Annotated in this window: 15 protein-coding genes and 1 tRNA gene; 9 read left to right on the top strand and 7 right to left on the bottom strand. The window is 73.4% G+C overall.

Going from position 1 to position 12373, the window contains the following annotated elements; genetic code table 11:
* Positions 1 to 159: 159 nt before the first annotated feature.
* The 3 genes from ACF068_RS25075 to ACF068_RS25065 all read left to right on the top strand — a co-directional run bounded on the left by ACF068_RS25075 (position 160) and on the right by ACF068_RS25065 (position 3695).
* On the top strand, positions 160 to 2073 hold the full coding sequence (locus tag ACF068_RS25075; protein ID WP_392276684.1) for an FAD/NAD(P)-binding protein: 1914 nt from the start codon (positions 160 to 162) through the stop codon (positions 2071 to 2073).
* 62 nt (positions 2074 to 2135) lie between these two features.
* Positions 2136 to 2573: a DoxX family protein gene (locus ACF068_RS25070; RefSeq protein ID WP_392276683.1), complete on the top strand. Its 438-nt coding sequence runs from the start codon at positions 2136 to 2138 to the stop codon at positions 2571 to 2573.
* Positions 2574 to 2942: 369 nt separating this feature from the next.
* Positions 2943 to 3695 carry a DedA family protein gene (locus tag ACF068_RS25065; RefSeq protein WP_392276538.1) on the top strand — a complete coding sequence of 251 codons (753 nt, stop codon included), beginning with the start codon at positions 2943 to 2945 and terminating at the stop codon, positions 3693 to 3695.
* Positions 3696 to 3750: 55 nt separating this feature from the next.
* Here ACF068_RS25065 and ACF068_RS25060 read toward each other — a convergent pair whose 3' ends face one another.
* Positions 3751 to 4005 carry a DUF2277 domain-containing protein gene (locus tag ACF068_RS25060; RefSeq protein WP_392276537.1) on the bottom strand — a complete coding sequence of 85 codons (255 nt, stop codon included), beginning with the start codon at positions 4003 to 4005 and terminating at the stop codon, positions 3751 to 3753.
* Between the two features lie 32 nt (positions 4006 to 4037).
* The gene (locus ACF068_RS25055; protein WP_392276536.1) at positions 4038 to 4214 is read right to left on the bottom strand and encodes a hypothetical protein; all 177 of its coding nucleotides are present in this window, start codon (positions 4212 to 4214) and stop codon (positions 4038 to 4040) included.
* Positions 4215 to 4383: 169 nt separating this feature from the next.
* Here ACF068_RS25055 and ACF068_RS25050 point away from each other — a divergent pair, with 169 nt between their 5' ends.
* A complete protein-coding gene (locus ACF068_RS25050) occupies positions 4384 to 4458 on the top strand; it encodes a 50S ribosomal protein bL37 (protein ID WP_373297613.1) in 75 nt (24 codons plus the stop codon).
* Here the strand turns inward: ACF068_RS25050 and ACF068_RS25045 are convergent.
* The 4 genes from ACF068_RS25045 to ACF068_RS25030 form a co-directional block, all read right to left on the bottom strand.
* Positions 4448 to 5191 (bottom strand): hypothetical protein, encoded by a 744-nt coding sequence (locus ACF068_RS25045; RefSeq protein ID WP_392276535.1) that lies wholly within the window; start codon positions 5189 to 5191, stop codon positions 4448 to 4450. The genes ACF068_RS25050 and ACF068_RS25045 overlap by 11 nt on opposite strands.
* Positions 5188 to 6345 carry an SUKH-4 family immunity protein gene (locus ACF068_RS25040; RefSeq protein WP_392276534.1) on the bottom strand — a complete coding sequence of 386 codons (1158 nt, stop codon included), beginning with the start codon at positions 6343 to 6345 and terminating at the stop codon, positions 5188 to 5190. The genes ACF068_RS25045 and ACF068_RS25040 overlap by 4 nt, the downstream gene beginning before the upstream one ends.
* A gap of 94 nt (positions 6346 to 6439) precedes the next feature.
* Entirely contained in the window at positions 6440 to 6991 is a 552-nt protein-coding gene (locus ACF068_RS25035) for a flavoprotein (protein WP_392276533.1), read from the bottom strand.
* A gap of 62 nt (positions 6992 to 7053) precedes the next feature.
* Positions 7054 to 7278, bottom strand: a complete 225-nt coding sequence (locus tag ACF068_RS25030) for a cold shock domain-containing protein (protein WP_392276532.1) — start codon at positions 7276 to 7278, stop codon at positions 7054 to 7056.
* Positions 7279 to 7378: 100 nt separating this feature from the next.
* Between ACF068_RS25030 and ACF068_RS25025 the strand changes: the two genes are divergently transcribed.
* On the top strand, positions 7379 to 7765 hold the full coding sequence (locus ACF068_RS25025) for a hypothetical protein (RefSeq protein ID WP_392276531.1): 387 nt from the start codon (positions 7379 to 7381) through the stop codon (positions 7763 to 7765).
* Between the two features lie 698 nt (positions 7766 to 8463).
* On the top strand, positions 8464 to 9102 hold the full coding sequence (locus tag ACF068_RS25020; protein ID WP_392276530.1) for a PASTA domain-containing protein: 639 nt from the start codon (positions 8464 to 8466) through the stop codon (positions 9100 to 9102).
* Between the two features lie 503 nt (positions 9103 to 9605).
* Here ACF068_RS25020 and ACF068_RS25015 read toward each other — a convergent pair.
* A tRNA-Val gene (locus ACF068_RS25015) sits at positions 9606 to 9680 on the bottom strand.
* Between the two features lie 191 nt (positions 9681 to 9871).
* Here ACF068_RS25015 and ACF068_RS25010 point away from each other — a divergent pair.
* From ACF068_RS25010 to ACF068_RS25000, 3 genes are all read left to right on the top strand, one after another.
* Positions 9872 to 10621 (top strand): DUF4097 family beta strand repeat-containing protein, encoded by a 750-nt coding sequence (locus ACF068_RS25010; RefSeq protein ID WP_392276682.1) that lies wholly within the window; start codon positions 9872 to 9874, stop codon positions 10619 to 10621.
* A gap of 74 nt (positions 10622 to 10695) precedes the next feature.
* Complete coding sequence (locus tag ACF068_RS25005) at positions 10696 to 12039, top strand: hypothetical protein (RefSeq protein ID WP_392276529.1); 1344 nt, start codon at positions 10696 to 10698, stop codon at positions 12037 to 12039.
* A gap of 21 nt (positions 12040 to 12060) precedes the next feature.
* Positions 12061 to 12279: a zinc ribbon domain-containing protein gene (locus tag ACF068_RS25000; protein WP_064071106.1), complete on the top strand. Its 219-nt coding sequence runs from the start codon at positions 12061 to 12063 to the stop codon at positions 12277 to 12279.
* The last annotated feature ends 94 nt before the right edge of the window (positions 12280 to 12373 follow it).

Below are 12373 nucleotides of genomic sequence, written 5' to 3'. Positions count from 1 at the left end.
CATGGGCGGCCGGCGTGTTCGGGGGGGGCATGTCGTGGGGGGCTGCCGCCCGGGCCGTGAACGTCCGGTGAACGTCCGGTTCAGGCCTGCCACAATCCCGCCCATAGCGGATGGAGATCCTCCGGCCAAGGGGTCGACGAGGGGCGCGCCACCGGCATGATGGGCACCCGCCTGCCGCCCCCGGCAGCACCCGCACCGCCCCCTGCCCCGGGAGTTCCCGTCGTGTCGTCCCACGCTCCGCGTGCCCTGGCCCTGGTCGGCGCGGGTCCCCGAGGCACCTCGGTGCTCGAACGCCTCTGCGCCTCCGTCCCGGAACTGGCCGCGGGAACACCCCTGACCGTCCACGTCGTCGATCCCGCCCCGCCGGGCGCGGGCCGCGTGTGGCGCACGGACCAGCCGGCCGAGCTGCTGATGAACACGGTGGCGTGCCAGGTGACGCTGTTCACCGACGAGAGCGTGCCGTGCGAGGGTCCGGTACGCCGGGGGCCGAGCCTGTACGAGTGGGCCGCCGCCCGGGCGTACCCGCTCGGCCCCGACGACTACCCGACCCGCGCCTGTTACGGCGCCTACCTCGAATGGGCGTTCGCCCGCGCGGTGGCCGGGGCGCCGCCGGAGGTGACCGTGCGGGTGCACGGGGCGCGGGCCGTGCGCCTGGAGGGGAGCACCCCGCGGACCCTGGTCCTGGACGACGGGACGGTGCTCACCGGTCTGGACGCGGTCGTCCTCGCCCAGGGCCACCTCCCGGCGGCCGGCGGTGACCCCGCGTCGGAGCACCTGGCGGGGTACGCCGCGCGCCACGGGCTGCGCCACTTCGCGCCCGCCAACCCGGCGGACCTGGACCTGACGCCGGTCGCCCCCGGCGAACCGGTGCTGCTGCGGGGCCTGGGCCTGAACTTCTTCGACCACATGGCGCTGCTGACGGAGGGCCGGGGCGGGGTGTTCGTACGCGACGGCGCGGGCGGCCGCGCCTACCGCCCCTCGGGGCGTGAGCCCCGGCTGTACGCCGGTTCGCGGCGCGGCGTGCCGTACCGGGCGCGCGGGGACAACGAGAAGGGCGCGTCGGCGCGGCACGAGCCGGTGCTGCTGACGCCCGGCGTGGTCCGGGCGTTCCGCGAGCGGGCGGACGCGGGCGACCCGCCGGACTTCCTGGGCGAGATATGGCCGCTGGTCGCCAAGGAGGTCGAGACGGCGTACTACGAGACGCTGCTGAGGTGGCCGAGGGGCTTCCGCTCCCGGTTCCTGTCCGCTCCGGACGCCACCCTCGACGCGTACGCCGTGCCGCCCGGCGACCGGTGGTCGTGGGAGCGGGTCTCGCGCCCGCACGCGGGCGAGACGTTCCGGTCGCCGGCGGACTTCCGCGCCTGGCTGCTGGCGCATTTGCGCCGGGACGCGGCCGAGGCGAGGCTCGGCAACGTGGCGGGCCCGGTGAAGGCCGCGCTGGACGTGCTGCGCGACATCCGCAACGAGCTGCGGCTGATCGTCGACCACGCGGGCCTGGCGGGCGCCTCGCGCCGGGACCACCTGGACCGCTGGTACACACCGCTGAACGCCTTCCTGTCGATCGGCCCGCCGCGCCGCCGTGTCGAGGAGATGACGGCCCTGATCGAGGCGGGCGTGCTGACGGTGGTCGGCCCCCGCATGCGGATCGGTACGGGGAACGGGGCGTTCACGGCGGAATCCCCCGACGTCCCCGGCTCGTCCGTGACCGCGAGCACCCTGATCGAGGCCCGGTTGCCGGAGCCGGACTTGAGGCGCACTGGTGACGCGCTACTCGCGGGGATGCTCGAATCCGGCCAGTGCCGCACTCATGTCGTGGACGGCTACGACACCGGCGGACTGGACGTCACGCCGCCCCCGTATCGCCTGATCAACGGTCAGGGACGCGCTCACCAGGCGGTCTTCGCCCTGGGCGTGCCCACGGAGGGGGTCCACTGGGTGACGGCGGCCGGTGCCAGGCCGGGCGTCGGCTCGGTGACGCTCTCGGACACGGACGCGGTGGCTCGAGCGGCCCTCCGCGCGTGCTCCACCACGGAAGCGGAACGACCGAATGTTGAACTTGCAAGTATTGATTAGGACTCCCTAACCTAGGGGGGCTCGTCGGTTCCGTCCCCGACCGAAGGATCCCCATGCCCACCATCACCGCTCGTCTCGACCAGGCCCGGCCGTACGCCCTCGGCCTGTTCCGCATAGTCATCGGCCTGCTGTTCACCTGCCACGGCGCCGCCTCGCTCTTCGGCGTCCTCGGTGGCGCGGGCGGCAGCGGCGGCACCGTCCCGACGGGCAGTTGGCCGGGCTGGTACGCGGCCGTCATCGAACTCGTCGGCGGCGCGCTCGTGCTGGTCGGCCTGGGCACCCGTGCCGCCGCCTTCATCGCCTCCGGCGCGATGGCGTACGCCTACTTCAAGGTCCACCAGCCGATGGGCCTCTTCCCCATCAAGAACGGCGGCGAACTGTCGGCCGTCTACTGCTGGTCGCTGTTCCTGCTGGTCTTCACCGGCCCGGGCGCGCTGTCGCTGGACAGCCTCTTCACGTCCGCCCAGACGGACCGCAAGCGCGAGCCCGTCACCGCGTAGCTCTCCTGGGCCCGGCGGCGCGCGGGCCGGTGGCTCGTCGGGCCGGGCGGCGCGCAGGCCGGTGTCTCATCGGGGCCGGTGTCTCATCGGGGCCGGCGGGCCCGGCTCGTGCGACGGCGTGCGAGACGGGCACCCCACCCCTCTCCGTACGAAGCACCTACACCCACCCGGGCCCCGTCCCGCCCCGCGCGACCGTTCCGCACCGTTCCCCCGGCCGGGCGCGGGGCGCCGACGTCACACAGTCGTCGCCGGTCACCCGCCCGGGTGACCGGCCGGCGCCGCTTCGGGCGTACGCTTTCGGCCTGTCCAGCCGCCGCCCGCCCCACGGGACCGGCTCCACGGGACCGGGGAGTGAAGGTGCTCGAAAGCGTGGCCGCCGGCCCATGGATCTACACGGCCGTCGCCGTCTCCGTCCTGCTGGACGTGTTCCTGCCGGTGCTGCCCAGCGGCATCCTCGTCATCACGGCCGCGACCGTCGCCGCGACCGGCAGCGGCTCCCTCCTCGCGCTGACGCTCTGCGCGGCCACCGCCTCCCTGCTCGGCGACCTCGTCGCGTACGGCCTCGCCTGGCGCGGCCGGTCGCGGCTGCACCGGATGGTCGCCCGCTCGCGGAGGCTGGCCACCGCGCACGAGCGTCTCGGCGCCGCCCTGGCGCAGGGCGGCGGCCTGCTCGTCGTCATCGCCCGGTTCGCCCCGGCCGGGCGCTCGGTGGTCTCGCTCGGCGCGGGCGCGGCCCGCCGCAAGCCCGGCCAGTTCGTGCCCTGGTCCGCCCTCGCGGGGCTGGCGTGGGCCTCGTACGGCGTGGGCCTCGGCTACTTCGGCGGCCGGTGGGTGGGCGCCACCTGGACCGGCGTGGCGGTCTCGGTGGTCGCCCTGTTCCTCGCGGGCACCCTGGCCGCCTACGTCATGCGCCGCCCGCCGGCTCCGTCTCCCGGCACCGAGGCGAGCCGCGCCCCGGCGGCCGGCACCGAACCACCGTCGGCGCTGCCCCTGCCGGCACCACCGTCCCCGGGGTCGGCCCCGACCCCCGTCCCCACCGCCGACCGGGACCGGCCGCCGGCGACCGGCGCCGTCCCGTCCCGGACAGCGGCCCGGACACCGGCCCCGTCGGCGCTGTCCTAGGGCGGGCGCCGAAAGTGGCGTCCTCCGGGCGGACACCGATACCTGCGGACACTCCCTAGCGCTGCCCCGCGCGGGCGGCGCCGCTGCCCGCGTGGCCGCCCGAACCCCGCACCTCCAGCCCGTCGAGGAGACGCCGGGTCGCCTCGGCGATCTCGTCCACGGCCCGCTCGAACACCTCCCGGTTGTGCGCGGCGGGTGCCCGGAAGCCGGACACCTTGCGCACGTACTGGAGCGCGGCGGCGTGAACGTCCTCCTCGGTGGCCTCGGTGGGGAGCACGGGCGGGCGGAGGGTCTTGATGCTGCGGCACATGCCCCCAGTGTGCGCCCGTCCGTGCCGCCGGGTCACCGCTTCGGCCGCTTGCGCGCCCGCTCCCTCTCCCGGTCCCTGTCCCGCTCGATCGTGTAGGTCGCCCAGTCCCCCCGGTGCAGGTTGCACCGTGAGGCCCCCACCATCGCGAGCCGCCGGCAGCACCCGCCGTGCTTGGTGCGCGCGCCGCACGTGGACTGTGTACGAGCCATGTCGCCTCCCGCTCTCCCGCCGGATCCCCCGGTGCAGCGTCCCGCCCCCGGGGACCGGCCGGGCAGGGCGCACGGCGGTCCCACGAAGGTGCGCTCCGTCGCACGCGCGGTCCGGCGTCCGCTGCGCGACGCACGGCCGGAACCTAGACTGGCGAAGGAGGTGCACACCATGTCCAAGCGAGGGAACAAGCGCCGCGCCCGCAAGAAGAAGGGCGCGAACCACGGCAAGCGTCCTAACGCCTGATCCGGTCCTCCGCGGCCCGTAGCAGCCGCCGCTCCAGCACGGCCACGTGCTCGGGGCGGCGCACGCGTGCATGGCGGAGCACCAGCTCGCGGGAGGTCGTGCCGACCCGGCGTTTCCTGGGGTGGCGGGCGGTGAAGTGCTCACTCGCGAAGAACTCCACGGCTCCGTCCAGCCCGGCCGCGTCGGTCTGCCGCACCGCCCACGCCAGGTCGTCCGTCGCCGCCGCGCCCAGCAGGGCGAGGGGCGCGAGGCGGGCCACCCGAGCGGCGGCGCCGCCACCGGCGGACGGCGCGCCGAGCCAGCCGAACACCAGGCTCAGCGGCGCGGCCGCAACCTCCGGCCCCGGTGCCTCCGGCTCCGGCGCCTCCCCGCGCGCCCACCCGGCCGCGTACCGCCGCAAGGGCGCCGGTGCGGCCGCGGCCCACGCGGCACGGTGACGCCCCGGTATCGACTCCGGGTCCGCCGGGTCCAGCAGCGGCAGGGGATCGTGCCGGTCGACGGTGCGGACGAGCCGCCCGGCGGCGTCGTACAGCGAGAACCGGTACGGGCCGGGGCACATGCAGACGAAGTCGTCCCTCTCCCCCACGCCGCCGGTCCCGAGGGCGCGCAGCACCTCCCCCACCTCCGCGCGCCCGGTCACCTCGTACGTCTCCGGATGCCCCACGACCGTTCCGGCATGTTCCCGGTCCGAGACGGCGATCCTCACCACCGTCCCCGGCGGGCCGCCGGTCACAGCACGTCCCCGGCCTGGTCGTGGAAGACCTCCGGCCAGTAGCGGTAGTCGTCCGGGCCGCTCGCGGGGAGGCAGGCGACGGGGTCGACGGAGGCGAGGACGGCCACCATGGCGTCGGCGAGCTGGTGGTAGAAGTCCTCCGTCAGGCGGTGCTCCTTGTCGATCGCCTGCTCCCTGTGGTGCATCCAGAGGGTGAAGGCGAGGGTCGAGACGTCGGCGTTCACCGGGGTCGGTGTGCCGGCGCCGTACTCGAGGTAATGGACCGTGCCGGTGCGGCCGTCGACGACGACCTCCAGGTCGTGGATCAGCCCGCCCAGCACCAGCAGCCGGTCCGCGTCGGGCGGCAGCCGGTCGCCGCGGCACAGGTGGCGCAGCGCGGGGTCCTCGCCGAGCCGTGCGCGCTCGGCGCGCACCGTTTCCAGCAGAGTCTCCGGGTCGGCCGGCTCGAACATCAGGCCGTCCCTGGGCAGCCCGACCTCGGCCAGGAACCTGCGGGTCGGCTCGTGCTCCAGGGCGGCGGGCAGCCGGGCGGGGTCCAGCCGCACCACCTCTCCGGCGCCGAACTCGTCCTCGATGAACCCGGGCGGCAGGTCCAGCAGCAGTCCCCTGCCCGGCCGGGCGACCAGCGCCATCGGCCGTATCAGGGCGGCGATCCGCCAGAGCGCCGGGAGGGGGCCCTCCCACTCCGCTCCGCCCAGCTCGGTGAACACGGACAGCAATCGCTCCGAGGCCACCTGGGCGGTCTCGACGCCCCACCGCCCCGCCAGGTCGGCGAACCGCCCCCGCCGGCCGTCCAGTGCGTCCACCGCTTCCAGGAGGCGGTCGAGCACTTCCAGCGAGGGCGCCAGCGGGAGGATCTCCGCGTGCCAGGGCGCGTACATCTCCAGGGTGAACACCCGCCCGGTCTCCCCGTCGACGACGACGTCCTGCGCGTCGAGCGTCTCGACCGGCAGGTGCCCGACGGCGAGCAGACCGGCGATGTACGGGTCCAGTTCCGCCGCGTCGTGCTCCTCGGGCACGAGTTGTGCCGCCGTCACCACCCGCCCCTCGGCGAGCCGCGTCAGCCGGACCAGTTCGGGCCGTCGTGGCGGCCCGGCCTCGGCGAGCCGGCGCCGTGTCGGACCGTGCGTGATCCCTGGATGGATGCCGTTCATGATGCCCCCGTGATGCCTCGTGGTGATCCCACCGCTCCCACGATAGGAGCGACCACCGACAACGCGGGCCGGCCCGGCCCCGGCCCGCCCGGCGTCACGCCCGCGCGGGCTCCCACCCGGCTCGCTCCACGGCGTCCAGCGCCACCGCCCACGGGTACGCGCCGGGGAGGTCCTGGCCGGGCGGGTTCGGGACGTAGGCGCCCTCGCCGTACAACACCGTCGCACCGGAAGCGCGCAGCGTCGCGACCGAGTTGGCGAAGGCCGGATGCTGTACGTGCGCCTCGTTCACGCACGGCATCACCACGGTCGGAACGCGCTTGCCGACGCCCTGGACAGCCACGCTCACCACGAACTTCGCCGTCAGGCCCAGCGCCCACTCGTTCATCGCGGTGAACGTCGCGGGCGCGAACAGCACGACGTCCGCCGCCGGCCACACGTCCGGCTGCCCCGGCAGGTCGTATTCGTACCGCACCGGATGCCCCGTCAGCACCGCCAGCCCGTCGAGACCGTCCGCCAGCCATCGGGCGGCGGTCGGCGTCAGACCGAGGCACACGTCCCAGCCCCGGCTCTGCGCATCCTCGATCGCACGAGCAACATCGAACACGGGCGGCGCGGCTGAGCAGAACAGATACAGGGTCCTCGTCATGACCCCATCCGATCACACCCAACCGACCTACCGGATCGAGGGCTTGGCCCCTGACCTCGACGTCAGCCGGAGCGAGGCACGATGCTCAGGGCCCGGAAGTCACACCCGTCCTGCGTGAACCCCGGCGCCTCCCACTCCAGGTCGACCACCTGCCCGGGCATCAGGGTGCGAAACCCGTCCATGCGGATCACCGAGTAATGGCCGAAACAACCCCCCGGCGTCTCAGCACAGTCCAGCACCCCCCACCCCTCCTCCTCGCGCCACTCACGGACCGTCGCCTTCACCATGCCCGGCACCATACGTCCCCCCGTCGACGGCCCGGATACTCGCCCCGACCTGAGTACCTGCGCTCTCCCCGCCGACCGGCCGGGCCGGAACGCTGGCGCCATGCCCCACGACACGCGGACGACCGCCACCCCCCTGCAGCCGACCCTCCTCCTGGCCGCCGTCGCGGCGACCCTCTGGGCCGCCTGGCTCGGCTGGGACCAGCACCGGGACATCCACCCCGACGGCAGCAGCACCGGCCCCTACGAAGCCTGGCAGGTCATCGGCCTGGTCCTGACCCTCCTGCCCCCACTCCTCTGGGCCACCACCCGCCACCACCCCACCGCCGCCGTCCTCGGCATCCCCCTCGGCCTCACCGCCGCCGCCTACTACGACTGGTCCGACGACGCCAGCGGCCTTTTCGTCGTCGGCGTCACCATGCTCCTGCTCGGCAGCCTCGCCACCACGGCAGCCCTCTCCGCCCTCATCACCGCCGTAAGACGCCGGTGACCGTTGCAAGGTGGCCACCGAAGACCGGCTGCACAGGAAGCGTCCCGGCCGCCTGTGACCGCGACCGTTGATGTCAGGTACGGACGTCGAAGACCCCCAGCCATGATCGGCTGGGGGTCTTCGTGGTGGTGGGCGCGGACGGTCTCGAACCGCCGACATCTACTTTGTAAACCTGGCACCCACGGCACATCCGTCACGCCGCCCTCAGCTGCCAACAGGGCAGCAAGTCCGTCGGCTCCGCAGCCGAAGAGACCGGTAACTCCGGACGCGTGTGGGCCGCCCTTGAGCTCAAGGTATGCAGCACAAAGGGCATCTTCCTCGCCACCAGGCCCCCGTGGACCCTTGCGTACGCCGACGGCGCCCGCGTTGAACCATCGGGCAGCACCTGGGACGACTTCCCCAAGCCGGAGTTCCCCATCGAGACCAAGCTGACCCCTGGCAAGTGTGTACGCGGCAAGGTCGTGTACCCCGTGCCTGGCGACAGCCGCCCGGAGACCCTCGTCTACGCCCCCGAGAGTGCCGACGCGCCCGTCGAATGCGCGGTGTTGGCCAAGTAGAGAAGGTGGCACCCGCACATGGCCCGTTGAGGCAGCCGCTTCACCTCTGGTCGACTCCCCCTCGGGCAAGACCGACGGCCGGGTCATCACAACCTGATCAAGCCCCCACACAGGCTGTACACATTCCGGCAGGCTGACCCTATGCGCATCAAGACCACCACCCTCATCGCGGGCGCCGCTCTCGTCCTCACCCTCACTGCCTGCGAAGGGGGCAGCAAGACCGGCTCGGACAAGCCGAGTCCCGCCCAGTCCGCCGAGCCGACTGCGGCCGCCCCGACCAAGGCTCCCAAGGCTGACGCCGAGGTAGGCGCCCTGCCGGACATGACCGGCAAGGGCCTTCAATCAGCGCAGGACCAAGCGCAGGCCGCCGGCTTCTACAACCTGCACTCCCACGACGCTCTCGGCCGTGGACGTATGCAGGCCCTCGACAGGAACTGGAAGGTCTGCGGCCAAACCCCGACCGCAGGCGAGCACCCCACCGACGTCAAGATCGACTTCGCGGCGGTCAAGCTCGAAGAGAGCTGCCCGGCCAATGACCAGGGAGGCACCGACCCTCAGGTCAGCACAACCATGCCCGACTTCACCGGGAAGTCCGTCAAGGTCGCCCGGGAGTCGCTCGAGAGTTCCACCAGCCTCACCGTCACCGACGCATCGCCCCAGGACCGCATGGTCATCGTCGAATCCAACTGGCAGGTCTGCACCCAGGAACCCGCCGCCGGCACAAAGCTCGACGGCCAGCCCGTCACCCTTACCGCCGTGAAGTTCGATGAAAGCTGCTGATCCGATGCGATCGAAAGCCACCACCGGCTAGCCGTCGCCCTCGCACTCACGCTTACTTCTTGCGGCAGCAGCGACGAGACGGGACCCGGACCGAGGAGGCGGCTAAAGCCGTGGAGCCGACCGCCCCAGCCATAGTGGGGTTGTCCCACCATCAACCCGAGCTGCCAGGCGTGCGGCCGGCGGCCGAGGCGGAGCGGGCGTAATCAGGAGCCTCGGCTCGGGCGCCGGGCCGCGGGCCGCGCTGTGCGCGGCGGGGTGCCTTGATGGAGTAGAGAAAGTCATACCGCGCTTGCGATGTCGTATACGTCGGCGCTTCAGCGCGTCGTGATGGGGCTGTAAGGCGCACCGAGGGTCGACCAGGAGCGCCATCGAGTCTCCAGAGCCTGAAGGTGGCCACCGGACTGGCTCCTCAGGAGGCGTCCCGGCCGCGTGTGATCGCGCCCGTTGATGTCAGGTACGCACGTCGAAGACCCCCAGCCGCGATCGGCTGGGGGTCTTTGTACTGGTGGGCGCGGACGGTTTCGAACCGCCGACATCTGCTTTGTAAGAGCAGCGCTCTACCCCTGAGCTACGCACCCGTGGAGTGAGTGAACAGGGTACATGGCCGACGGGTGCATCCCGCAAACCCGGGCTGCCGGGGGTGGGAGCGGGGGGTAGCCCTACCTGGGGGGAGGGTGGTGGCCGGATCGTGCTCGGGTCGGGTGGACACGTAGCGTGATGGGGGAAGAGCGGAAGACCTTATGGGGGAGTCGTCGTGGGTGCACGTCGGATGCGGGCCGTCGTTGTGGGCGGGGTGGTGCTGGGAGCGCTGGGGCTCGTGGGGTGTGGGGGCACCGATGTGGAGGGCGCGCCGGTGGAGCGGAAGGCGTTCGGGTTCCGGGGCGGGACGCTGGTCGTGGACGCGAGGGACTCGGAGCTGGTGCTGGTGCCGGCGGATGTGAAGGACGTGGAGGTGTCGCGGCAGGTCGACGGGTGGGTGGTGCTGGGAGACGGGCCGGCGCCGGTGTGGAAGCTGGAGGGGAACCGGCTGACGTTGCGGGTGGACTGCGACGCGGTGGCGAGCGACTGCGCGGCGCGGCACGAGGTGCGGGTGCCACGTGGGGTGGCGGTGACCGTGGAGGGCGACAACGGGGACGTGACCGCCGAGGGGTTCGAGTCAGCGGTCAAGGTCGCGACGGACAACGGCACGGTGACCGTGCGGGACGCGGGTGGGCCGCTGGACGTGCGGAGTGAGAACGGGGACGTGCGGGTGGAGGGCGGGGCCTCGAAGAGCGTGGTGGCGCGGTCGGGGAACGGGCGGATACGCCTGGCGTTCGGTGCGGTGCCGGACCGGGTGGACGTCGTGAACGACAACGGGGAGATCGCCGTCGAACTGCCGCGCGGTGACACGCGGTACAAGGTGGACGCTCAGAGCGACAATGGGAAGGTGGAGGTGGGAGTCCCGACCGACGCCGGCAGCGCGCACGCGGTGAAGGCCCGTAGCGACAACGGGCAAGTCGTGGTCCGGAGCGCGAACTGAAGGGCTCGTGTGTTCGTCCTTACCTGGTGGGAGAATGAACCGGTCAGGGCGGGACGGACGGCACGGGAGCGGATGTGACGGCGACACACGCGCGGCGGTACGCGAAGGATGTACTCGCGCTGGTGCTGTTGCCGGTGCCGCTGGTCCTCGCCGTGCTGCCCGGGGCCTTCGCGGGGGGCGGGACCCGGCGCTGGTTCGGCGGGCGCGGGGAGAGCCAGAGGGCGGACGCACAGGCGGCGAAGGACGAGGCCGCGGCGGCGTTCTACGAGTTGGACACGGCCCAGCGGGACTTGCGGATCTCGATCGAGACGATCACGGCGGTGGACGGGTCGCCGGGTGCCCGGCGGGCGGTGGACGACTTCGCGGCACTGGGGCGCCGGATCGACGAGGTGAGCCACGCGTACATCACCGCCGTCGACGCGTACGACCTGGACCGCCACGATCTGGAGGCCTCGGTGGCCTCCAGGGCCCGTGGGGAGCTGAACCGCGCCAAGGACGACCTGGTACGGGTGAAGGGGGAGCTGGACAGGTTCGAGGAGGGGCTGCGGCCCCTGCTGGACACGGCGGAGACCCAGCTCGCGCGGCTGGCGCCCGCCGTCGAGCGGGCCAAGGCGGCGCTGCTGGCCGCGAGCAACGCTCTCGACGGGGTACGTGGTTCCGGTCTGCGCGCGGATGATCTCGCGGCGCGGCTGGCCGCCCTCGCCCCGGAGCTGACCAAGCTCAACCAGGGCGCGGGGCAGCACGGTGTCCCCGAGACGCTCCAGCGGGCCGACCGGGTGCTGCGCGACGCCGAGGCCGTGCGGGCGGAGGCGGAACGGCTGCCGGAGCGGGCCGCCGAGACCGACAAGCGGCTGGTGTCGCTCCGGACGCGTGCGCAGGCGCTGGGTAACCGTGCCGCCTCGGTGGAGCCGGTCCTCAGCGAGTTGCGGCGCCGGTTCAGCGCGGCCTGCTGGCAGGACCTCCAGCCGGTGCCCGAGCAGGCCGCCCGGAGCGTCCGGCAGGCGGAGGCGAAGCTCCAGGAGGCCGCCGAGGCCCGGGAGGAGCAGCGGTGGGCGGACGCGACCGCCCTGCTGTCGACCGTACGGGCCCTGCTGAACAGTACGGACGAGGCCGTGTCGGCGGCCGGTGACCGGCTCGGCCGGCTGAACGCCGTGTCCAAGGACCCGGAGGCGGAGATCCAGCGCACCCGCTTCGCCGTCCGGGACGCCCAGCGGCTCGCCATGGCCGGTCGTCACACTCCCGATCCGCGGCACGCGGGTCCGCTGGACGACGCGGTGGCCCGGCTGGAGCGGGCGATCGGGGGGCTGGAGGGGCGTCACCCCGACTACTGGCACTTCCTGACGGAGATGGAAGCGGTGCGGGCCACGGTGGCCCGGGTGGTGGAGTTGATCCGGGAGGACCGGGGCGGCGGGCACTGACGGCGCGGTTAATCTGGGGCCATGCCTCGCTACGAGTACCGCTGCCGCACGTGCGGAGACACCTTCGAACTGAACCGTCCGATGGCCGAGTCGTCGGCGCCCGCGGCCTGCCCGGCCGGGCACGACGACACCGTCAAGCTGCTGTCCGCCGTCGCGGTGGGCGGCACGGCCAAGGGCGGGGCGCCCGCGCCGTCCCAGGGCGGTGGCGGCGGGTGCTGCGGCGGCGGCTGCTGCGGCTGAGCCCCCGCTGAGTCCGGCTCCCGTCCGCCTCTACCGCGGCCGCGGGGCCGGGGGCGCCGGGCCGGGGGCGCCGGGCCGGGGGCGCCGGGCCAAG

The sequence above is a fragment of the Streptomyces sp. NPDC016309 genome, assembly GCF_043077235.1.
Classification (GTDB): Bacteria; Actinomycetota; Actinomycetes; order Streptomycetales; family Streptomycetaceae; genus Streptomyces.
Note: the sequence above shows the minus strand (reverse complement) of the source record. Positions and strands in the feature narration are given on the sequence as shown.

Excerpts from the sequence above, each read along its gene's own strand:
- ACF068_RS25075 (WP_392276684.1), top strand. The coding sequence starts at position 160 with ATGGGCACCCGCCTGCCGCCCCCGGCAGCACCCGCACCGCCCCCTGCC.
- ACF068_RS25060 (WP_392276537.1), bottom strand. The coding sequence starts at position 4,005 with ATGTGCCGCAGCATCAAGACCCTCCGCCCGCCCGTGCTCCCCACCGAG.
- ACF068_RS25055 (WP_392276536.1), bottom strand. The coding sequence starts at position 4,214 with ATGGCTCGTACACAGTCCACGTGCGGCGCGCGCACCAAGCACGGCGGG.
- ACF068_RS25040 (WP_392276534.1), bottom strand. The coding sequence starts at position 6,345 with ATGAACGGCATCCATCCAGGGATCACGCACGGTCCGACACGGCGCCGG.
- ACF068_RS25035 (WP_392276533.1), bottom strand. The coding sequence starts at position 6,991 with ATGACGAGGACCCTGTATCTGTTCTGCTCAGCCGCGCCGCCCGTGTTC.
- ACF068_RS25030 (WP_392276532.1), bottom strand. The coding sequence starts at position 7,278 with ATGGTGAAGGCGACGGTCCGTGAGTGGCGCGAGGAGGAGGGGTGGGGG.
- ACF068_RS25025 (WP_392276531.1), top strand. The coding sequence starts at position 7,379 with ATGCCCCACGACACGCGGACGACCGCCACCCCCCTGCAGCCGACCCTC.
- ACF068_RS25020 (WP_392276530.1), top strand. The coding sequence starts at position 8,464 with ATGCGCATCAAGACCACCACCCTCATCGCGGGCGCCGCTCTCGTCCTC.
- ACF068_RS25010 (WP_392276682.1), top strand. The coding sequence starts at position 9,872 with ATGCGGGCCGTCGTTGTGGGCGGGGTGGTGCTGGGAGCGCTGGGGCTC.
- ACF068_RS25000 (WP_064071106.1), top strand. The coding sequence starts at position 12,061 with ATGCCTCGCTACGAGTACCGCTGCCGCACGTGCGGAGACACCTTCGAA.